The organism is Streptomyces sp. NPDC051104, assembly GCF_040682835.1.
Lineage (GTDB): Bacteria > Actinomycetota > Actinomycetes > Streptomycetales > Streptomycetaceae > Streptomyces > Streptomyces cynarae.
Map to the genome: position 1 here is coordinate 44,040 of NZ_JBFBBS010000032.1, position 18,910 is coordinate 62,949.

The 18,910-nt window shown below is 71.4% G+C and carries 21 protein-coding genes and 2 pseudogenes; 14 read left to right on the forward strand and 9 right to left on the reverse strand.

The genetic code is table 11. From position 1 onward, the window contains the following. Positions 1-16: 16 nt before the first annotated feature. Together AB0N14_RS30555 and AB0N14_RS30560 are read right to left on the reverse strand one after the other, a co-directional pair. Entirely contained in the window at positions 17-850 is an 834-nt protein-coding gene (locus AB0N14_RS30555) for an ATP-binding cassette domain-containing protein (protein WP_366028928.1), read from the reverse strand. Then, a pseudogene (locus tag AB0N14_RS30560) lies at positions 847-1,107 on the reverse strand (ABC transporter permease); the annotation flags it as partial. The gene AB0N14_RS30555 and the pseudogene AB0N14_RS30560, both read right to left, overlap by 4 nt. Here AB0N14_RS30560 and AB0N14_RS30565 point away from each other — a divergent pair. Together AB0N14_RS30565 and AB0N14_RS30570 are read left to right on the forward strand one after the other, a co-directional pair. Beyond that, positions 1,108-1,704, forward strand: a pseudogene (locus AB0N14_RS30565) (DUF4232 domain-containing protein); the annotation flags it as partial. 56 nt (positions 1,705-1,760) lie between these two features. After that, on the forward strand, positions 1,761-1,892 hold the full coding sequence (locus AB0N14_RS30570) for a hypothetical protein (protein ID WP_366028929.1): 132 nt from the start codon (positions 1,761-1,763) through the stop codon (positions 1,890-1,892). 353 nt (positions 1,893-2,245) lie between these two features. Here the strand turns inward: AB0N14_RS30570 and AB0N14_RS30575 are convergent, their stop codons facing one another. Then, positions 2,246-2,530: a hypothetical protein gene (locus AB0N14_RS30575; protein ID WP_366028930.1), complete on the reverse strand. Its 285-nt coding sequence runs from the start codon at positions 2,528-2,530 to the stop codon at positions 2,246-2,248. A 532-nt stretch (positions 2,531-3,062) separates the two neighbouring features. Between AB0N14_RS30575 and AB0N14_RS30580 the strand changes: the two genes are divergently transcribed. After that, positions 3,063-3,545, forward strand: coding sequence for a DUF5994 family protein (locus AB0N14_RS30580; protein WP_366028931.1), 483 nt, complete (start codon positions 3,063-3,065; stop codon positions 3,543-3,545). A gap of 43 nt (positions 3,546-3,588) precedes the next feature. On the opposite strand, the gene AB0N14_RS30585 is transcribed toward AB0N14_RS30580, so the two are convergent. The 3 genes from AB0N14_RS30585 to AB0N14_RS30595 all read right to left on the reverse strand — a co-directional run bounded on the left by AB0N14_RS30585 (position 3,589) and on the right by AB0N14_RS30595 (position 6,657). After that, positions 3,589-4,782 (reverse strand): GAF domain-containing SpoIIE family protein phosphatase, encoded by a 1,194-nt coding sequence (locus AB0N14_RS30585; protein ID WP_366028932.1) that lies wholly within the window; start codon positions 4,780-4,782, stop codon positions 3,589-3,591. 138 nt (positions 4,783-4,920) lie between these two features. Then, on the reverse strand, positions 4,921-5,433 hold the full coding sequence (locus AB0N14_RS30590) for a DUF5994 family protein (RefSeq protein ID WP_366028933.1): 513 nt from the start codon (positions 5,431-5,433) through the stop codon (positions 4,921-4,923). 234 nt (positions 5,434-5,667) lie between these two features. After that, positions 5,668-6,657: an STAS domain-containing protein gene (locus AB0N14_RS30595; RefSeq protein WP_366028934.1), complete on the reverse strand. Its 990-nt coding sequence runs from the start codon at positions 6,655-6,657 to the stop codon at positions 5,668-5,670. 377 nt (positions 6,658-7,034) lie between these two features. Here AB0N14_RS30595 and AB0N14_RS30600 point away from each other — a divergent pair, with 377 nt between their 5' ends. From AB0N14_RS30600 to AB0N14_RS30645, 10 genes are all read left to right on the forward strand, one after another. Beyond that, complete coding sequence (locus AB0N14_RS30600; RefSeq protein ID WP_366028935.1) at positions 7,035-7,340, forward strand: hypothetical protein; 306 nt, start codon at positions 7,035-7,037, stop codon at positions 7,338-7,340. Positions 7,341-7,443: 103 nt separating this feature from the next. Continuing rightward, entirely contained in the window at positions 7,444-7,860 is a 417-nt protein-coding gene (locus AB0N14_RS30605; protein ID WP_366028936.1) for a DUF5994 family protein, read from the forward strand. Positions 7,861-8,154: 294 nt separating this feature from the next. After that, the gene (locus tag AB0N14_RS30610) at positions 8,155-8,874 is read left to right on the forward strand and encodes a response regulator transcription factor (RefSeq protein ID WP_366028937.1); all 720 of its coding nucleotides are present in this window, start codon (positions 8,155-8,157) and stop codon (positions 8,872-8,874) included. Next, on the forward strand, positions 8,871-10,268 hold the full coding sequence (locus AB0N14_RS30615; RefSeq protein WP_366028938.1) for a HAMP domain-containing sensor histidine kinase: 1,398 nt from the start codon (positions 8,871-8,873) through the stop codon (positions 10,266-10,268). The genes AB0N14_RS30610 and AB0N14_RS30615 overlap by 4 nt, the downstream gene beginning before the upstream one ends. A gap of 209 nt (positions 10,269-10,477) precedes the next feature. Next, positions 10,478-10,846, forward strand: coding sequence for a hypothetical protein (locus AB0N14_RS30620; RefSeq protein WP_366028939.1), 369 nt, complete (start codon positions 10,478-10,480; stop codon positions 10,844-10,846). Beyond that, positions 10,843-11,784 carry an FAD:protein FMN transferase gene (locus AB0N14_RS30625; protein WP_366028940.1) on the forward strand — a complete coding sequence of 314 codons (942 nt, stop codon included), beginning with the start codon at positions 10,843-10,845 and terminating at the stop codon, positions 11,782-11,784. Before AB0N14_RS30620 ends, AB0N14_RS30625 begins: the two co-directional genes overlap by 4 nt. 2 nt (positions 11,785-11,786) lie before the next feature. Next, a complete protein-coding gene (locus tag AB0N14_RS30630; RefSeq protein ID WP_366028942.1) occupies positions 11,787-12,530 on the forward strand; it encodes a ferric reductase-like transmembrane domain-containing protein in 744 nt (247 codons plus the stop codon). Further along, positions 12,527-13,870 carry an NADH-ubiquinone oxidoreductase-F iron-sulfur binding region domain-containing protein gene (locus tag AB0N14_RS30635; protein ID WP_366028944.1) on the forward strand — a complete coding sequence of 448 codons (1,344 nt, stop codon included), beginning with the start codon at positions 12,527-12,529 and terminating at the stop codon, positions 13,868-13,870. Before AB0N14_RS30630 ends, AB0N14_RS30635 begins: the two co-directional genes overlap by 4 nt. Continuing rightward, positions 13,867-14,091 (forward strand): ferredoxin, encoded by a 225-nt coding sequence (locus AB0N14_RS30640; protein ID WP_366028945.1) that lies wholly within the window; start codon positions 13,867-13,869, stop codon positions 14,089-14,091. Before AB0N14_RS30635 ends, AB0N14_RS30640 begins: the two co-directional genes overlap by 4 nt. Positions 14,092-14,198: 107 nt before the next feature. After that, positions 14,199-14,840: a hypothetical protein gene (locus tag AB0N14_RS30645; protein WP_366028946.1), complete on the forward strand. Its 642-nt coding sequence runs from the start codon at positions 14,199-14,201 to the stop codon at positions 14,838-14,840. Between the two features lie 15 nt (positions 14,841-14,855). On the opposite strand, the gene AB0N14_RS30650 is transcribed toward AB0N14_RS30645, so the two are convergent. Next, positions 14,856-15,296: a sensor histidine kinase gene (locus AB0N14_RS30650; RefSeq protein ID WP_366028947.1), complete on the reverse strand. Its 441-nt coding sequence runs from the start codon at positions 15,294-15,296 to the stop codon at positions 14,856-14,858. A 125-nt stretch (positions 15,297-15,421) separates the two neighbouring features. Here AB0N14_RS30650 and AB0N14_RS30655 point away from each other — a divergent pair, with 125 nt between their 5' ends. After that, on the forward strand, positions 15,422-16,882 hold the full coding sequence (locus AB0N14_RS30655) for a multicopper oxidase family protein (protein WP_366028948.1): 1,461 nt from the start codon (positions 15,422-15,424) through the stop codon (positions 16,880-16,882). Between the two features lie 21 nt (positions 16,883-16,903). On the opposite strand, the gene AB0N14_RS30660 is transcribed toward AB0N14_RS30655, so the two are convergent. Beyond that, on the reverse strand, positions 16,904-17,551 hold the full coding sequence (locus AB0N14_RS30660; RefSeq protein WP_366028949.1) for a hypothetical protein: 648 nt from the start codon (positions 17,549-17,551) through the stop codon (positions 16,904-16,906). Between the two features lie 25 nt (positions 17,552-17,576). Further along, the gene (locus AB0N14_RS30665; RefSeq protein ID WP_366028950.1) at positions 17,577-18,716 is read right to left on the reverse strand and encodes an MFS transporter; all 1,140 of its coding nucleotides are present in this window, start codon (positions 18,714-18,716) and stop codon (positions 17,577-17,579) included. Between the last annotated feature and the right edge of the window lie 194 nt (positions 18,717-18,910).

Consider the following 18,910-nt stretch of genomic DNA (forward strand, 5'->3'; position numbering starts at 1 on the left):
CCATGAGACGTTCAAGTCAGTTGGCCTGGACGCCGACGGCCTTGGCCGCCTCGGAGTCCGCTACGACGGTACCGCCGGCCTCATCGAGGGTGAGCGCGCCGGTCATGATGGCGACGACCTCCGCCATGGAGTAGTCGGAGGGCTTGATCAGGGCGGCCCGCTTGCCCAGCCGGTGGACGTGGATCCGGTCGGCGATGTCGAAGACATGCGGCATGTTGTGGCTGATCAGGACGACCGGCATGCCCTTGTCGCGGACGCGGCGGATGAGGTCCAGGACCTGGCCGGACTCCTTGACGCCGAGGGCGGCGGTGGGTTCGTCCATGACGACGACGGTACGGGCCCAGGCGACCGCGCGGGCGACGGCCACGGCCTGGCGCTGGCCGCCGGAGAGGGTCTCGACCGCCTGGGTGAGCGACCGCAGCCCGATCTTCAGGTCGGCCATGTGCTCGGCGGCCTCCTGGCGCATCCGCTTCTTGTCGAGCATGCGGAACGCGCTGCCGAGGAGGCCGGGGCGGCGCAGTTCGCGGCCGAGGAACATGTTGGAGGCGATGTCCATGGAGGCGGCCACGGCAAGGTCCTGGTAGACGGTTTCGATGCCGTGGGCGCGGGCGCTCTGCGGACCGGAGAAGGTGACGGGTTCGCCGTTCAGGCGTATCTCGCCCGCGTCCGGGATCACTGCGCCGGTGAGGGCCTTGATGAGGCTGGTCTTGCCGGCGCCGTTGTCGCCGATGACCGCGAGGACCTCGCCGGGCAGCAGGTCGAAGTCGGCGCCGTCGATGGCGGTGACGTGGCCGTAGCGCTTGACCAGGCCGCGGGCCTGCAGAACGGGGGTGGGAGTGGTGGCGGTCATCGGGCCTTCTTCCGGGAGATCTGGTCGACGGTCACCGCGAGGATCACCAGGACTCCGGTGATCAGGGTCTGGTAGATGGAGGCGACGCCCATCAGTTGCAGGCCGTTGCGGAAGACGCCGACGATGAGGACGCCGATGAACGTGCCGAGCACCGACCCGCGTCCACCGAAGAGGCTGGTGCCGCCGAGGACCACGGCGGTGATGCTGTCGAGGTTGTCGGTCTGCCCTGCCTGGGGGTCGCCGACTCCGGTGCGGGACCTTCATCCGGAGCTTCGTCCTCCGGCTCCAACTCCGACTCCTCCTCCCCGGAGGCCGGGCCCGCCACCGGCACCACCGGGCCCGCCACCGGCACCACCAGGCCCGCCACCGGCACCACCAGGCCCGCCGCGGACACCTCGGCGTCGAAGGCGCCCGTCTCGTCCAGCAAGCCCGTCACCTGCGAGGGGTCCAACACCAAGACCGTCGCGGCTCCGTTGAACCGCTCGGTGAACCACATGCTGCTCACGGTGACCAACACCGGTAGCAAGAGCTGCTTCCTCTACGGCTACCCGGCCGTCCGTTTCGGCGAGGCCCAGGCCGTGCCTCCGGTCATCCAGGACTCGCAGCCGCAGGCAGTCGTCACGCTCGAGCCGGGCCAGTCCGGCTACGCCTCGGTGAGCCTGTCCGCCACCGACGGCAGCGGCTCGAACGGCCGCACCGTGAACTCGCTGACCGTCTCCTTCCGCGGCCGCTCCGGCAACGAGAGCGTCGGCGCGGGCGCTCACCCGTCGCTGCCCGCGAAGGGCGTCTACGTCGACGACTCGCTCAAGGTCACGTACTGGCAGCAGTCGATGGACGACGCCATCAACTGGTGACGCTGAGCGCGCGCTCGAGAACCAGCCCACAAACCCGAGCAGGCAGGTGACCCACCATGCGCAGCACCCGCAGGATCTCCCGCTTCGTGACCGTCTACGTCGGTGCCGCCTTCCAGGTGATCGTCCTGGGCGGCACAGGCCACCTGCCGGAGGAGGCGGCAGTCCGCCGGCGCCGCCCCACGGTCTGAACACGCCGACCGTGGGGCGCGCAGCTGATCACGCTGGACAGCAAGAAGGCCCGGTTCTCCGACCTGGGCCTTGGCCGCGCTGGCGGCACATGACGCGGCCCCCACGGTGCAAGGTACCGACCATGTTCGTCCGGGGGCCGGGGCGGGACGGGGGGCGGCGGAGTGGGCTGTCGCGGTGCGTTTCCTCTTCCTCCTCGGGACGGACGGGCGACCTCCTGCGAGCGGTCGCCGTCGAGGCCGGAGGCCCGATCCGGCGTGATCCGCACGGGGCTCGTGTGGCCCCGAGGGGTATCGAGAGCCCATGGCTCCCACGTGGCTCCCGGATGGCCTCGGTGGAGCGACCGGGCGCCACGTCAGTCACCCTGAGTGGGTGCAGCCGAATCTTCTTCCTCCTCCATGAAGCGGATGCCCTCATGGGTCAGCGAGGCGGTGGCGGGAGTCTTGTGCGATGTCCAGTCGACGGTGATCAGGCCCGCGTCGGCCAGGTAGGCGCACGCTGCGTAGAGGTCCGCGTCGGGAAGACGGACCTCGTCACGGAGTGTCGCTCCGCTGACCTCGGGACTGTTGCGTTCGACTGCCCCGTACAGGGTTCGGAGAATTGCTTTGCGGTAGGTCTTGCGTTCACGGAGTGTCGCCATGGCTGTCGCTCTCGGGCTCGTGGCCGACGGTGCGGGCTCTGACGGGGGCTGATCCGCTGGATGCCAGCCAGGACTGTGCGGGCTGTGAGGCGTGTCTGCCGGTCGATGGTGGGACGGAGACGGGCCGTCCCTTCGCCGCCGACGGGTCAGCTGCGCTGCTCGGTCGAGGTGAGCGGCGACGCACCACCTCGGCGACGCCAAGAGCGGCCTCCTGAGTCGCCGCGAGGAGGCGGTATCCAGGCGTTGCCCACGGAGGCCGATCGTTGTCATCCACGCGTACCTCCTGCGGGCGGTGGCGCTGAGGACATATGCGGCCACCGCCCGGAACGTCCGGCGTCCGGGTGCCGCCGAGCTTGCGCGTACGCCCCTTTCCTGAAGCGTAAAGCCGCGACTGTGGTTCCTACCGTCGAAGCACACACCGGGGTCGGGCCGATCCCGGAGATTCCGGCTCCCCGGGGCTACGCGGAGTAGCGTGGGAGGGGCGACGCGAGTCCCCGTGTTCGCACCGGTTCCGGAAGGCGGGTGGACCCTTATGACCGGCTACGATTCACCCCCTGTTTCCCGGCATCTGCCGAGTGGCGTTCACGCGGCCGTGCGGCCGGGCTGTGCGCTGCTCCGGCTGGAGACGACGGAGTCGCGTGAAGGCGTCCTGGACGGTGCGTGGTGGCCGCAGTCGCGCGACATCGGTGCCGAGCTGCCCGCGCTGCTGAGCGCCCTCACCGCACATCTCGGCCCCGTGACGCGCGTCGGGCTGGACGCCGCGGCCTGGGAAGGGCTCCCGACGCGGATCGTCGTCGACGACCGGGTGGTGCACATCGACTCCTTCCCGGTGGGCGATGGCACCGTCCTGATCACCCGGGGCGACCAGGACGTGTTCTCACTGCTGGTGGTCCCGCCGCACGCGACACCAGAGGCCGCACATGCCGCGATGGCCCAGGCCGTCCGGGCCGACAACATCACCCAGGCGGAACAGATCCTCATCGACACCGGGAGCGGGTACGGGCCGTCCGACTGACGAGCCGTCCCTCGGCTGAGGCCGGCGGACGACAGTGGTGAGGTCAGCCACGCCACTCCACCATGAGCAGCGTCGCGTCATCCGTGGTGTGTCCGCCCCGCTCCCGCTTGAGCGTGTGGGACAGGGCGCGCGTCACCGCCCGGACCCCGCGGCCGGTTCTCTCCAGCTGGTTCACACAGTTGATCAACTGGTCCTCCCCGAACTCCTCCCTGCCCGTCTTGTGCTCCTCGACCAGTCCATCGGTGAAGCAGAGGACGCGGTCCCCGCGCTGCAGTCCCAGCTCGCTGATCCGTGGCTCCGAACCGCCCAGGCCGACAGGGAGGGTCGTCGGGGCGGCCAGGCGGCCCGCGACGCGGTGGTTGCGGACGAGGATCGGCGGCGGATGCCCTGCGTTGACCCACTGGACCCGTCCTGTCGTCGTGTCCAGCTGCATCATCTGCGCGGTGACGAAGTGCTCGGGACCGAACTGCTCCGCCACCGCGCGGTCCATGAAGTCGTAGATCTCCGACAGCCCGATGCCGGCGCGGCGGGCGTGGCGGTAGGCGCCGATGGCCACGGTGGCCATCGTGGCCGCGTCCAGGCCGTGCCCCATCGCGTCGATCATGACCACGTGGAGGACGTCTCCGTTGAGCGCGTAGTCGAAGCTGTCACCCGCCACGTCATAGGCGGGTTCCAGGATCCCGGCAACGGCGACCCTGGGCATGATCATCGCCAGCGGTGGCAGCAGGGACCACTGGATCTCCGCGGCGACGCTCATCGGCTCATCACGTCGGGCACGGAAGAACAGGTCGGAGTAGCCGTGCTTGGTCACCAGCAGGTCGGCCACCAGGCCGGAGATCCTGTGCAGCAGGCGGCGGTCGTGGTCGTCGACGCTGTCCAGCGTCACTGCCATGACCCCCACCTGGTCACCGCCGTCCAGCAGCGGCAGGTGGACCCGTACGCCGTCGTCGTCGGACACCTCGACGCAGACCGCGTCGAGAAAGCAGCGTCCCGCGTCGGAGTCGTCGATCAGCTGCGGCTCCCCGCCCGCGAGGCCCTGGCCGGGCAGGGGTACGAGCGTCAGCTGGCCGTAGTCCTGCAGCAGCACCTGCGGACGGCGGCCCTCCAATCGCTCCACCACGTCAGCGACCAAGGCCCCGATGAGATGGGGAGGAAGCTCGTGCGCGCGGTCGAGAACCGCTCCCAGCAGCGCTTCCCCGAAGCTCTCGGAGTGGTCCGTGCGTCGTCCGGGCATCATCCGCTCACCCGCCATGATCCGCGCGCATCGGTTCAGCGGTGTGGGAGGACGAAGAGATCGCTCGTGCCATGGCTCCCCCCGGGACTTCGACGACCGGACCGGCCGGCCGGGCACCTGGGCCCGACCTCGTCGGGCCTCTCACCTGAGTCCGGGGCCTCCTTCCGACTCCCATGTGGCTTCTCCGTCGAGGCCGCTCTCGGCGAGTGCCAGGATGCGCGGGGCCGACAGCGGGTTTTCGGGGTCGGCGGCGGCGGTCAGCAGCCGGGTGGCTGCTCCGGCGGGCTCGTCGGGTGGGATGACCAGCAGTTCCCAGCGCCCCGTGGTGCTGCAGTCCAGGGTGATGGCATGCGCTTCGGCGGCCGGGTCGCTCTGGACCACCTCGATCACGTGACCGGGCGCCATCACCTTCTGCGGGGCATCGGGCCAGGACGCGGGGTCCACGGTGACCCGGGTGACGGTGCCGACGGCCGGGTCCAGTGAGCCGACCAGCGCGGGCAACTCCAGTTCCAGCGCGTCGCAGCGCGGCCACCACGCTCCGTCCAGCGGGCCGTGGCTGACGCCCGGCGTGAGACTGAGACGGGGCAAGGGCATCCGGTAGCTGTGCGCGTCACCTGGTTGTGTGCCTTCGGCGGGCTTTGTGATGGCGTCCATCGTGCGATCCCGTCCCGGGCGGCTTTCGGCTGCCCGCGTCTGTCACTCGCCGGGAACGGCCTCGCCGTGGTCGTGCGGCCGAAAAGCTCTCGGTGAGTGCCAGGGTACTCCCGGGCGTGGCGGACGGCGTGGGGCGCAACCGCCGTGCGGAGGGCGCATCCGTACCGCAGACGACGGGTGGCATGACCACCGCGGCTGGTACGGCCCGCCGGCTCGTCGACCACAGCAGTTTGATCACCGGCCTGCCGGTGAGGGGATTTCCAGGGGGAGGGTCAACACGCAGGGGGCGACAGGGCCGGGCAGCCCGACGACCTGTCCCAGGTTCTGCCAGCCCCAGGACTCGAATGCGGCATGTCCGGCCTGGTCGGCCGGATGGAGCAGGGTGACTCCGAGGGCGGTGTGCCGGTCGGTGAGCAGGCGCTGTTGCAGTCGGCGGGCGATGTCCCGGCGCTGAGCGTGCGGATGGGCGACGACCTGTGTGAGGACGACGAACCGTGCGCAGGTGGTGAGCCGTTGGATGCTCTCCTGCAGCAATCGGTCGAACTCTCGCCGCCCGGAGCCGTCCGGGCCCAGCGGAAAGCCGTAGGCACAACCGACCAGCACCGTCGTCTCGGCGACCAGCAGCGCGAAGCCGGGGTGCCTGGCACTGACGGCCAGGTGGCGCAGGAACTCTCCCCGGTCGTGGAACGAAGCACCGGGAGTGTCCGTGACGGACGCCATGGCCAGGTCCGCGATGTCCTCCTCCACTCCCTCGGTCTGCCAACGGGTCAGCCGACGCAGGCGGATTCCGCCCTTGAGGACCGGTGCGCGAGCGGTGTCCTCAGGCGTCCGCGTCCCGTCGGCCGACGGACCCGAGGAGGCTGCTTCCAAGAGGTGGCGGGGCAGCGCGGGCGGCACGGGATCCGTGGGGGCCGCGAGGAGCAGGGGGGTGGAGCCGGTGACGGCGAGGAGCCGGGTGATCTGCGCGCACGGGTGGTGCAACCGCAGGAAAGTGTGCACCCGGCCGGCGCGCCGTGACATCGACAGGAAGACGTCCAGGCCCCTGGCATCGCAGGAGCCGACCGTGGTCAGGTCGACGTCGATGACGGTGACGCCGTCGCGCAGACACTGCTCCAGTGCGGCCCGCAGCAGCGGCGTCGTGGCCGGTCCGATCTCACCGGCGAGCGTGACGAGTGCCCCCTCCCCTTGGTTCCGCCGGTGGATGTCCAGCCGGGAAAGGACCATCACGCCTCCCCTCGGCAGAAGCGCGGGCCGGTACGGGTACGCGGTACGCGGGCGGCCATGACGAGCTTGCGTGGAGTTGCTTCGACTGCGGCGGACATGATGCCGACCCGTCTCCGCGCCGCCCGCTGGGGTGGCTCGGGGTTCCTCTCTCGCCGAGGACGACCCGGCGTGGCGGCCGGAGTGCGTGATGCCCTCGGTGTTCCAACCGTACGCCGCCCGCGACTGGAAGCGGCTGCGCCGGGCCTGCCAGGAGTACGGTGGGGAGTGTCGAGGGTATTTCGTACACCGGTGACAGGACTGGTCTCGTCCTCGGCGCGCGGCACGGTAGGGCCGCGTGACACGACACGAGCCGTGCACGGCCCGGGGCAGGGGCGCTCATGACCACCGAATCCCTGCAGTCGCACTCACCCTTGACCGAAAACTTTCCGGACGACGTTCCCGCCGAGGGCACGGTCGAGGTGCGCATCGTCTCCATGGATGCGGAAGCGGCCCGGCACGTCGCGGACGCTCTCCGGTTGCTGTTCGCCGGGGACGAGCAGCGCAGCTATCCGGCGTTCACGTCGGGGAGAGGGACGCGTCTGCACCTCACGCTCGATCCCGCGCGGGACGCCGGCCCCCTCCGCTCCTGGCTGGACGCCAGCAGACCGCCCGTCGACCGGACGCATCCGGGCGAGACCGCGTGACGCGTGCCCCTGCCGGGCTGCGGCCGGCGCCCGCCGGACCGGCCACCGCCCGCCGAATCCCAGACCGTGGCGGGTCTCCCGTCCGCACCAGCCAGGAGCCCTCATGACGACCACCTCTTCGCTCCACCCGTCTGCCGCCCGGCTGCGGCTGGAAGCGGAGCCTCGCCAGGGCGGCTCGGCCCGGCGTATCGACGGGGCCTGGTGGCCGAGGTCGTACGACCTGACTGTCGAACTCCCCGGACTGCTCGCCGGGCTGCCGCACCACTGGGGACACATCAGCAGTGTCCTCGTGAACGGGCCGATGTGGTCGCTGCCCGGCGACGGGATGCTCGTCGCGGACCAGATGGTGCACCTGCGCCGGACGGACACGCCACGAGCCGAACACACCGTCTGCCTGCTCGCCCCGGGACACGGCCGCTGGGACCTGCTCGTCGTGCCACCGGCCGCAACGGAGGCGGAAGCCGAACGGCTCATGGACACGGCCTCAGCAGACGACCCGCACGAGGGGCACACCGCCTGACCTGGTCAGGCAGTGCGCCCCCGGCAGGATTCGAACCTGCGACACCCGCTTCAGGAGAGACCCCATGGCCTCACCCGTCTGTGCCGGCCTTTCCCTGACTTCCCCGTTCCTGCCGTTCAGCGGGTTGCAGTCTTCCGTCCCTGCCTGATCGTTCCCTGCCTTTACCCGGCCTTCCGTTCCCATGGCGTTCCCATGGGCGCGGCGGTCCCGTCGGGCGGTGATGCCGGGCACACCCTCTGGTGCGCCGGCTCGCTGACCGGCGGTGCCTGAGCGCCGCGCCGTTACGCTGAGGTCATGCGGACAGAGGCGATAGGCGACGGGGGACCAGGCGGCGATGCCGTGCGGGTGCTCGTGGTCGAGGACGACCCTGGTATCGCCCGCTCCTTGATGCGCGGGCTGACGCGGGCTGGATACGCCGCCGCCGGCGTGGACACCGGCAGCGGGGCGCTCGCCGCCGAGCCGGTGCCGGACGTCGTCCTGCTGGACCTCGGACTGCCGGACACGGACGGTGTCGAGGTCTGCCGGGCCCTGCGCCGGCGCTCCGACGTGGCCATCATCGTCATCACGGCCCGCGGTGAGGAAGGCGACCGGGTCTCGGCGCTGGACGAGGGCGCCGACGACTACCTGGTCAAGCCGTTCGGACTCGCGGAGCTGATGGCACGCATGCGGGCGGTGCTGCGCCGCACCCGGCCGGCCGCGCCCGAAGTGCTGCAGCACGGCCCGCTCGCTGTCGATCTGCGGACCCGCAAGGTCACGGTCGACGGCGTAGACGTCACGCTCACACCCAAAGAGTTCGACATCCTGGAGTGCCTGGCCACTGACCCGGGCCGGGTGGTCACCCGCCAGCAGATCCTGGAACGGGTGTGGGACGCGCATTGGTACGGCCCGACGAAGGTGCTGGACGTGCACGTCGCCGCGCTGCGCCGCAAGCTGGGCGTGCCGGGTTTGGTGGAGACGGTCTACGGGCGCGGGTTCCGGCTCGGTGAGCCGGCCGGTGGGGTCGACCGAGCGTGACCCGCCGTATCGCGCTGACTGTCCTGGCGCTGATCACCGTACTGCTGGTGAGCGCCGTGGTGCCGCTGGGCGTGCTGCTGACGGACCGGGAGGACGACTCGTTCAGGAGCGCCCTGGAGGCCAGTGCGCGCTCCGTGTCCGCCGCTGCAGAGGAGCACATGTCCGACGGAAAGCCGGCGGGTTCGATGGACCGTCAGCTCCACGAGGCCCATCAGGACAGGGAGTGCGCGGCGGTCTACGACTCCGCGGGCCGGGTGATCGCCACGACCTCGTGCCCTGTCGCGGTCCCCGCCCACGAGGTGGCTTCCCTGATCCGGGAATCGCTCGCCGATCCCGGCACCCATGTGGCCGAGGCGGCGGACCGGCTGGTGGTGGGCACGTCCGTCGGCGACACCGACGACCCCGCGGGCGCGGTGGTGCTGAGCCGCTCCCTCGACCCGCTCCACGACCGCATCTTCGCCGTGTGGGGCTGGCTGGCCGGAACCGCCGCCGTGGTACTCGCGGCGGGGGCTTTCGTCTCGGTCCGGCTGGCCCGCTGGGTGGGGAGCCCGTTGAAGGCGGTGGACGAAACCGCTCAGCGACTGGGTGAGGGCTCGTTGGAGGTGCGCGCGCCGGTGGGACGCGGGCCGCAGGAAGTGCGCCGGCTGGCGGCGTCCTTCAACACGATGGCGGGCCGGATGGAGGGACTCGTCCACGGTCACCGCACGGTGATCGCCGATGTCTCGCATCAGCTGCGCACCCCGCTGGCCGCGCTGCGGCTGCGCCTGGACGTGCTGGCCGAGGAGACCGAGGACGTCGAGACGGCCGCGGAGTTGGCCGGTGCGCAGGAGGAGATCGCGCGGCTGTCCCGGCTGGTGGACGGGCTGCTCGCGGTGGCCCGTGCGGAGAGCGCGGTACCCCGGCCCGTGCGGGTCCGGGTGGACGAGGTGGTGGCCGAGCGGCGCGGGGCGTGGGAGCCGGTGGCCCGCGAACGCCGGGTGACACTGACCACCCGGTGCGGCGCGGACCTGAGTGCCTTCGTCGGCGCCGGGGATCTGGAGCAGGTGCTGGACAACCTCATCGCCAATGCCGTGGACGCCGTCCCCGTCGGCGGCCGGGTGCGCATCGAGGGCACCACCGCGCCCGGCTCGGCCGGACAGCGCACCATGGTGCGGATCAGCGTGATCGACGACGGGCCCGGCATGAGTACGGCGGCACGCGCGGCGGCGTTCCGCCGTTTCGGCAATCCCGAGGCGAAGGGGAGCGGTCTCGGGCTGGCCATCGTTCACCGCCTGGTCACCGCGAACGGCGGATCCGTCCAGCTGGCGGAGACGTCGGGAGGCGGTCTGACCGTCGTCGTGGAACTGCCCCCGTTCCGCCGCGCCCATACCCGCGGCGACGGGCAGGCTCAGTAGCCACATCCGGATTGCCCTTTTTGTGCGCCCGCGATGCGTGGGCCCGGTGGGTCCGTGGGCTCCTCGTTCGTACCCGGATATGGCCCCCACCTGGGGCGATGCATGCCTTTACCGGTTTTGAAGACTTTCTGAACGGGTCCTCGACGGGCCATGCCGGACGCTGGTGTGCAGACAGGTCCCCTTGATGCCCTTCCGAAGGAGCACCACGCATGTCGCAGCACGAGCGAGTATCCGGGGTCCGCGCCGAGCACAAGCGAAGCCAAGGCCTGCGGCGCGTCGGTCTCACCACCATCGGCGTCTCGGTCGCGGCCGCCGCCGGCTCCCTCGCCCTGGGCACCGGCTACGCCCAGTCGGTGCCGACCGCGGCGAGCGTCCCGGCCCAGCGTCCCGCCGCCACCTCGCCAACGACCGGGCACGACGGCGCGCAGCAGCCGTCGGCACGCTCGGCCGACCCGAACTCCGACCACACCCGGCAGGGCACCTCGCCCCACAAGCTGCGCCGGCCCGCGCAGCCCCCCACCGCCGTGCCTGCCCAGCCCGCGCCGGCCGCACCGCCCGTCACCTCCGGCAACTCATGACCATCACCGCCGCCGCTCCGGCGACGGTCAGCTTCCCGGCCCTGGGCACGACCGCGGTGCTGCTGGTCACTGATCCCGCCGCGCTGGACAACGCGCGGCGGGTGCTGGAGACCGAGCTGGCCGCGATCGATCTGGCCTGTAGCCGCTTCCGCGACGACTCCGAGTTGTCGCGGGCCAACGCCGCTGCGGGCCGCGAGGTGACCGTGAGCCTGTTGTTCGCCGAGGCGCTTCAGACGGCCTTCCGTGCCGCCGAACTCTCCGATGGCACAGTCGATCCCACCGTGGGGCCCGCGGTGTCGGCCCTCGGCTACGACCGGACCTTCGCAAGTGTGCGCCCCGAGGACGTCCGGCCGGCGGCCGTGGTCCGGCCGGCCGGCTGGCGCAGCGTCCAGTGGGATCCGGGCGAGCGGCGGCTTCGGCTTCCCGTCGGGGCCGGCCTCGACCTGGGCGCGACGGCCAAGGCGCTGTGCGCGGACCGCGCCGCGGCGCGTGCCGCCCGCGCCGTCGGCTGCGGTGTGCTGGTCAGCCTGGGCGGAGACCTGTCGGTGGCGGGTGAACCCCCGGAGCAGGGCTGGCAGGTGGGGATCGCCGACGACCACGCCGGGCCCTGGCATCCGGACGCGCCGGTCGTCGCCGTACGAGGCGGCGGCCTGGCCACCTCCGGTGTCACCACCCGTACCTGGCGGCGCGGCGGCCGTACCCTGCACCACCTCGTCGATCCGGCCACCGGCGACGTCCCACCGCCCGTCTGGCGCACCGTCAGCGTCGCCGCGGCCAGCTGCGTGGACGCCAACACCGCGGCCACCGCCGCGATCGTCCGCGCGCAGGGGGCGCCCGACTGGCTGCGCCACCACCGGCTGCCCGCCCGGCTGGTACGGACCGACGGCAGCGTGCTCACCCTCGGCGGCTGGCCGCCCGATCCCGAACCCGGAGACTGAGCATGCACCCAACCGCCACCTTTCTCGCCGCGGGCCCCAGCCCCCTGTGGTTCGCCACGCGGGCGGGCGGCACCATCGCCCTCATCCTGCTCACGGCGACCGTGGTGCTGGGCATCACCGTCGGCGGGCAGTACGCGCCGAAACGGATCGCCAGGTTCGAGATCAGCGCGCTGCACCGCAACCTCTCGCTGCTCACGCTGGCGTTCCTCGTCCTGCACGTCCTGACCACCGTCGCGGACACCTATGTGAACGTCACGCTGCTGGACGTGGTGCTGCCCTTCGCCTCCTCCTACCGGACGCTGTGGCTGGGGCTGGGCACGGTCGCCTTCGATCTGCTGCTCGCCGTGCTGCTCACCACCGCCGTCCGGCTACGCCTGGGCGTGCGGCGGTGGAAGACCGTGCACTGGCTGGCGTACGCGAGCTGGCCGGTGGCCCTCTTCCACGCCGCAGGCACCGGAACCGACACCAAGGTGTCACTGCAACTGCTGCTGTACGCGGCCTGCTTGCTGGTCGTCCTGGCCGCAGTGTGGTGGCGGCTGTACCGGGCCGGCCCCGGGCGGCTGGGCATGCGCCTAGCCATGGGCGCCGCCAGCGCCCTCGTCCCGGTGGTGCTGATCGCCTTCCTGACCACCGGTCCGCTGCAGCCCGACTGGGCACAGCGCGCCAGTGGTGCGGCACCCCACGCCGCGCCGACCACCCATCAGCCCGCATCCGCGGACGCCACAGACAGGGGGACGACCGAATGAACCGCGAACGGGAAGCCGACCCGGCGCTACGGCTCGGCGAGCAGGCGACCGGCCCGCATGGCAGTCGCCTTCTCAGCGGCTGGTTCACCACCGGTGCCCGGGCCGGCCTGACCGAACACCTCGCCGGCTACGGGCCCCCTCCGCTGCCGCAGCCCGGCCGCCCGGCCACGGCCCTGATTCGCGCGGTGGACGAGGCCGGGCTCACCGGCCGGGGCGGCGCCGCCTTCCCCACCGGCCGCAAGCTGCGCACCGTCGCCGAAGCCCGGGGCACCGCCGTCGTCATCGCCAACGGCATGGAGAGCGAGGCCGCCAGCCGCAAGGACTCCACGCTGCTCGACCTCGCGCCGCATCTCGTGCTGGACGGCGCCTCGCTGGCCGCCGCGGCCGTCGGCGCCGACGAGATCCACCTGTGCCTGGCCCGCACCCGCGAGACCCAGTTGCGTGACCTCGACGCCGCGGTCGCCGAGCGCGACCGGGCCGGGCTCGACCCGGTACCGATCAGGTTGCACGGCCTGCCCCACCATTACGTCTCCAGCGAGGAGACCTCCCTGGTGAACTGGCTCAACGGCGGCCAGGCTCGTCCCCTGCCCACTCCGCCCCGGCCGTTCGAGAAGGGTGTGGACGGCCGCCCCACACTGATCGACAACGTGGAGACACTCGCCCACCTCGCACTGATCGTCCGCTACGGGCCCCATTGGTTCCGCAGCGCCGGCCGTCCCGACGCGCCGGGCACCACCCTGGTCACCCTCTCGGGAGCGGTGCGCACACCGGGCGTCTACGAGATCCCGCTGGGCACGACGCTCGCCGCCATGGTGCAGACCGCAGGCGGCGCCACCCGGCCGCTGCGGGCCCTGCTGGTCGGCGGCTACTTCGGCAGCTGGCTCCCGGCCGACCAGGTCCAGAACCTGCCGTACACCAAACCCGATCTGGCCACCGCGGGCGCCGGACCGGGCGCCGGCGTGCTGTTCGCCCTGCCGGACAACGGCTGCGGCCTGTCCGAGACGGCACGGGTACTCGGCTACCTCGCCAGGCAGAGCGCCCAGCAGTGCGGCCCCTGCCGGTTCGGCCTGCCCGCTGTGGCAGGCGACTTCGCCACGCTGGCCTGGGGCAGGCCGGACGCCGCACTGGTCGCGCGACTGCGGCAGCGCGCCGGCCTCCTCGCCGGCCGCGGCGCCTGCCGCCACCCCGATGGGGCCTCACGCTTGGCCGCGACCGCGCTGGAGGTCTTCGCCGACGAGGTCCACCGCCACCTGACCCACCGCCGCTGCCCCGGCGCCCAGAGGACCCCGCTGCTCCACGTACCCGATGCCCCCGGACCCGAGCAGGAGGGCTGGCAGTGAGCCATCAGCACATCCTGGGCATCGACCGCATCGCCTGCGAAGGCCGCGGCCTGTGCGGCGAACTCCTCCACGAACTCGTCGACCTGGACGAATGGGGCTACCCGATCATCCCGGACCCGACCGTCCCCGACCAACTGTTCACCCACGCCAAGCGGGCCGTGGCCGCCTGCCCGGTGCTCGCACTGCGCCTCGACCGTGTGGAACGCCCCCCCAAACGATGACACCGCCGCGACCGCCACGGCCCGGGCCGGCTGATCCCTGAACGAGATCTTTGCAACCGCCCGGGCAAACTGCGGTCTGCCCCCAAGCGCGAATGGAAGGACACTCCGTGGCCTTGACCCACCTCGCGGAGCCCACCGACCCGCAAGCACACCCGCAGGGCGCCGCCCCTGAGGCCGACGGCCCGGAGGGCAATGAGCGGCTGACCGCGCTGACCGGCGCCGTCCTGCTGCTGCTCTTCGCCGTCCAGGGCATCACCCTCCTGTCCATGCACACGCTGCTGTACTGGCACTTCTTCATAGGCCTGCTGTTGATAGGCCCGGTCGCCCTCAAGATCGGCACCACCGGCCACCGCGTCATCCGCTACTACACCGGCCACCTGGTCTACCGCCGCAAAGGCCCGCCCGCCCCGCTGCTGCGGGCGCTCGGGCCCCTGGTGGTCGCCACCAGCGTGGCCGTACTGGCAACCGGAGTCACACTGGCCCTGGTCGGCCGGACCGTGGGGCCCTTCCCGGTCCTGCTGCTGCACAAGGCGAGCTTCTTCTGCTGGGCGGCGGTGATGACCGTCCATGTCCTGGCACACGTCCGGCGGCTGCCCCGGCTCATCGCCGCCGACCTGCGGCGCGGTTCGGCCCGGCACGGCGGGCGGCGCCTGCCCGGCGCCCGGGCCCGCTGGGCGCTGCTGGCCGCGGCCCTGGGCGTCGGGTTCGTCCTGGCGCTCCTCGGCGCGCCGCTGGCCGCCCAGTGGTAGCCGCGGCCTGACCGCTCACGACCTCGGTTCGGCCGCCGGCGGATGCAGCGGCAGCTGCGTCCGGAGCAACGAGTCGCCCGGCCGTTCGGACACCACGGTGAGGCCTCCGCCATGACACTCGACGAAGGCGCGCACGATGGCCAGGCCGAGCCCGGTGCCCGTGCGACCCGACGACTGTGTTGGCCGCTCCCGTCGTCGGCCCGCGACCGGGCGAAACCGATGCCGGCGTCCTCCACGTCGACCACGGGCCGACTCGGCCGGGGGAAAGGTCTGAACAGCGCTGGCAGCGCCTGCGTAGCCGTAACGCCTGAACCGTGAAGGGCCAGCTGCGCGGGCGGCACGCGCCACAGCGCGGTCCGCGCACAGCGCCTTGGCCGTCGCGCCCAGGTCGAGGCCGGCCCCGGCGGGAAGCGCGACGGCGCGGGCGGCACTTCTTCCTCGACGTTGACGGTCCACTTGGATGCGCGCCGTGCCGCGCCGCGGGATGGCATCGGGGTGCAGCTCGTCACTCGAACGATCCAGCCGGAGCGCGTACGGCTTCTCTCGGGTGCTCGCCGGTGTTCAGCTAGCCTGGGACGTGGATGTCCATCGGTGGAGGCGTCATGCGGCCCCGGTCCAAGCTGCCCTGTATCGCCCTGATGCTGATCCTTGCCGTCGGTACCCTGATGAGCGGCTGCACCAGCGACCGGTCCCCGTCGCCGATGATGTCGTCCCCGTCGCCGGCGCTCTCGTTCGCGGAAGGCTCTCCGCTCAAGGAACCGGCGCAGTTGGTCAGCCACAATGGGCTGCTTCGGGCGGACCTCGTCGTGGAGAAACGGCGCGTAGACCTGGGTGGGCACATGGTGTGGGCTTTCACCTACAACGGCAGCTACATGCCGCCCACGCTGCGGATCCGGCCGGGGGACAAGATGGAGCTGGCCTTCAAGAACACGCTGAACGAGGTCACCAACCTGCACGTTCACGGGCTCCACGTGTCACCGAGCGGCAACGCCGACAACATCTTCCTCCACATTCATCCAGGCCAGACGTTCCATTACTCGTTCCAGTTCCCCGGCACCCTGCGAGCCGGCACCTACTGGTACCACCCGCACCCGCACGTCACCTCCGCACCGCAGGTCGCCGGGGGCATGTCAGGCATCCTCATCGTCGACGGCCTGCAGCAGTACCTTCCGGCGAACCTGCGCCACATCACCGAGCACGTCATCGCGCTCAAGGACTTCCAGCTCCAGGGCGACGCGATCAAGACCCAGAACCTGCACATCGGGGCGCCCACCAACCGCACCGTCAACGGCCAGCTGAACCCGACCATCCGCATCCGGCCGGGCGAGACCCAGCTGTGGCGGCTGGCCAACATCAGCGCCAACATCTACTACAACGTCCACCTGCAAGGACAGAAGTTCCATGTGATCGCCCACGACGGCACCCCTGTCGACCGCATCTGGACGGCGGACTCGCTGCTCCTTGCGGCTGGGGCCCGCTTCGACGTGCTCGTACAAGGAGGCCCGGCCGGCCGCACCCAACTGCAGACACTCGCCTACCAGACCGGGCCAGGTGGCAACTCCTTCCCGCAGACGACCTTGGCCACCCTGGCCTCCCAGGGACCTTCGATGCCGCCAGCGGCCTTGCCCACCACGCCGTTCGCGCCCACGGTGGATCTCAGCCACGAGCCGATCGCCACGCGGCGCACCGTGGTGTTCTCCGAGAACAAGGCCGGCACCAAGTTCTACATCAACGGCAAGCAGTTCGATCCGAACCGGGTGGACATCCGGGCCAAGCTGAACACGGTCGAGGAGTGGACCGTGGTCAACGAGAGCGACGAGGAACACTCCTTCCATGTGCACACCAATCACTTCCAGCTGATGAGCATCAACGGTCGCCCGCACCACGGTCACGGCTTGCAGGACGTCGCGAGTCTTCCCGCCAAGGGCCGGTTCGTCATCCGGATGCACTTCAAGGACTACACCGGCAAGACGGTCCTGCACTGCCACATCCTCAACCACGAGGACCGGGGCATGATGGCGGTGCTGGACATCGAGAAGTGACGCACATGGGCGTGAACCGGGTCAGCCGGCGGCGCCGAGCGCGGCGCTGACGCCGGCGATGACCGCCTCGCCGATCGCGATGGAGACGAACGAGCGAAGGAAGCAGGTGTGGGAAGAAGCGCCGGCGGATCCAGGCCAGGGTCCGGGGTCGTGGGCGCCCGGCGCGTCCGGCAGCAGCGCTTCCACGTCGCTGATTCCGTACCAGTCCACGACAGCCCCGACCGTCGTGCCGCCCTGCGCGATCCCTTCCGTTCCTTCGAGCGAGGCGTGGGCTGCGCCGGTGAGCCCGGCCAGCGCTGCCAGGTGACCGCCGGCCGACTCCCCCCGCACGCCGATCCGCGTCCCGTCGATCCCGAGCGTCCCGCGATAGTGGCGCAGGCAGCGGATGGCCGCTTTGACGTCGGCGGCGGGTGGCGCCGGTCGCCCTCCATCCAGGCGCCGCCGTGGATCCAGACCACCACGGCGGGGGGTTCGGCAGCCGCCGGCACGGACAGGTCCAGCAGCCGCGGCCGGTAACCGGAGTCGGTGGCGTAGCTCAGCCCGTCGTATCGGCGGACGCCGTCGGCGGTGGTGGTGGGGGCCGATCGGTGGAAGCGTCAGGCGACTACCGGCCGTCGAGTTGCATGCGTGCACGGCTGTTGAGGCTGGATCTGCGCAGGGCGATGGCACTGCTGGGGAGTAGAGCGCTGCGGTTTCACAGATCTGTGAGTGGCCGCCGCCACAGACGGGTGCCCACTGCCGAGACGACGAGAACCGCGCACCCCGTGAAGATCACGCCGGCGTCCCGCACCCCGAGTACCACCCCCAGGGCACCGATCCCGACCACGGGCAGCGAGATCCCCACATACGCGACCACGAAGAACGCCGAGATGGTGGCGCCCCGGCGGGCGTCCGGTGCCGCAGAGCCCACCTCGGTCAGGCCCGCGCGGAACGCCATGCCCTGCCCCACGCCGCCGGTGACGGCGCCCAGGAGGAGTAATGGCAGCGACGCCAACAGCAGGGAGGCTCCCACCAGCAGGAGGCCCGCGACGAGCACCAGGCATCCCCACGGCAGAGCCTTGCGCACGCCGACCCATCCCATGAGGAGCTGCCCGCCGGTGGAGGCACAGAACACGCAGAAGACGACAGCGCCGACCACCGCCAGATTGTGCTCGCCCAGCGTCCGGACGAGGAAGTCCGGGGCGACCGCGGTGAACAGGCCCAGCAGCGAGAAGCCGGCGAACGCCGCGAGGGCGCAGGGTGCGAACACGCCGCGCACCTCGGGCGGGACCGACATGCCCTGCGGCCGCAGCGGGAGCCGAGGGCTGCTCGGACGCGCGGTTTCCGGGAGCAGGCAGGTGACGGCGGCAGACAGCCCCAGCAGGACCAGATGGACAAGGAAAGGCAGCTTCAGCGGCCATGGCGCGTACTGAGCGAGGAGACCGGAGAAGAGGGGGCCGAATCCGAGGCCGCCCATGTTGGCGGCGGTCGCCGCGAGCGCGGCGCGTGCGCGGCGCTCGGCCGGCGCCAGTTCCAGGACCGCAGCGGTACCGGTGCCACTGAAGAGACCGGCGGAGAAACCCGACAGGACCCGTCCTACGTACAGTAGCGGCAGCCCGCCCTCACACAGGAAGCACACCGCGCTCAGCGCGGACAGCCCGAGCGCGCACCACAGCATCGGGCGCCGCCCCAGCACGTCGGAGAAGTCGCCGGCGACCAGCAGGGCGGCAATCACGCCCACCGCGTAGACGGCGAACACCACGGTCACGATCAGCTCGGAGAACCCGATCTGCCGCCGGTACAGCTCATACAGCGGCGTCGGCAGGGTGGTGCCCATCATCCCGACAGCGAACACGCCCGCCGCGGCCCCGTACCCGGGCCGACCAACCCGTCCACGGCGTTCGGTGTCGCAACTGGCCACACCTCACCGTAACCATTCGGCACCGGATGGCACGCAAGGCCCGGCTCGGGCGTGTCAGCTATTCGGGCCGTGCCCGCTGCCTCGCCGTGTCCCCGGGCACGCACACCGACCTAAGACGTCATCTCATT

Excerpts from the sequence above, each read along its gene's own strand:
- AB0N14_RS30555 (WP_366028928.1), bottom strand. The coding sequence starts at position 850 with ATGACCGCCACCACTCCCACCCCCGTTCTGCAGGCCCGCGGCCTGGTC.
- AB0N14_RS30570 (WP_366028929.1), top strand. The coding sequence starts at position 1,761 with ATGCGCAGCACCCGCAGGATCTCCCGCTTCGTGACCGTCTACGTCGGT.
- AB0N14_RS30575 (WP_366028930.1), bottom strand. The coding sequence starts at position 2,530 with ATGGCGACACTCCGTGAACGCAAGACCTACCGCAAAGCAATTCTCCGA.
- AB0N14_RS30580 (WP_366028931.1), top strand. The coding sequence starts at position 3,063 with ATGACCGGCTACGATTCACCCCCTGTTTCCCGGCATCTGCCGAGTGGC.
- AB0N14_RS30585 (WP_366028932.1), bottom strand. The coding sequence starts at position 4,782 with ATGATGCCCGGACGACGCACGGACCACTCCGAGAGCTTCGGGGAAGCG.
- AB0N14_RS30590 (WP_366028933.1), bottom strand. The coding sequence starts at position 5,433 with ATGGACGCCATCACAAAGCCCGCCGAAGGCACACAACCAGGTGACGCG.
- AB0N14_RS30595 (WP_366028934.1), bottom strand. The coding sequence starts at position 6,657 with ATGGTCCTTTCCCGGCTGGACATCCACCGGCGGAACCAAGGGGAGGGG.
- AB0N14_RS30600 (WP_366028935.1), top strand. The coding sequence starts at position 7,035 with ATGACCACCGAATCCCTGCAGTCGCACTCACCCTTGACCGAAAACTTT.
- AB0N14_RS30605 (WP_366028936.1), top strand. The coding sequence starts at position 7,444 with ATGACGACCACCTCTTCGCTCCACCCGTCTGCCGCCCGGCTGCGGCTG.
- AB0N14_RS30610 (WP_366028937.1), top strand. The coding sequence starts at position 8,155 with ATGCGGACAGAGGCGATAGGCGACGGGGGACCAGGCGGCGATGCCGTG.
- AB0N14_RS30620 (WP_366028939.1), top strand. The coding sequence starts at position 10,478 with ATGTCGCAGCACGAGCGAGTATCCGGGGTCCGCGCCGAGCACAAGCGA.
- AB0N14_RS30625 (WP_366028940.1), top strand. The coding sequence starts at position 10,843 with ATGACCATCACCGCCGCCGCTCCGGCGACGGTCAGCTTCCCGGCCCTG.
- AB0N14_RS30630 (WP_366028942.1), top strand. The coding sequence starts at position 11,787 with ATGCACCCAACCGCCACCTTTCTCGCCGCGGGCCCCAGCCCCCTGTGG.
- AB0N14_RS30635 (WP_366028944.1), top strand. The coding sequence starts at position 12,527 with ATGAACCGCGAACGGGAAGCCGACCCGGCGCTACGGCTCGGCGAGCAG.
- AB0N14_RS30655 (WP_366028948.1), top strand. The coding sequence starts at position 15,422 with ATGTCCATCGGTGGAGGCGTCATGCGGCCCCGGTCCAAGCTGCCCTGT.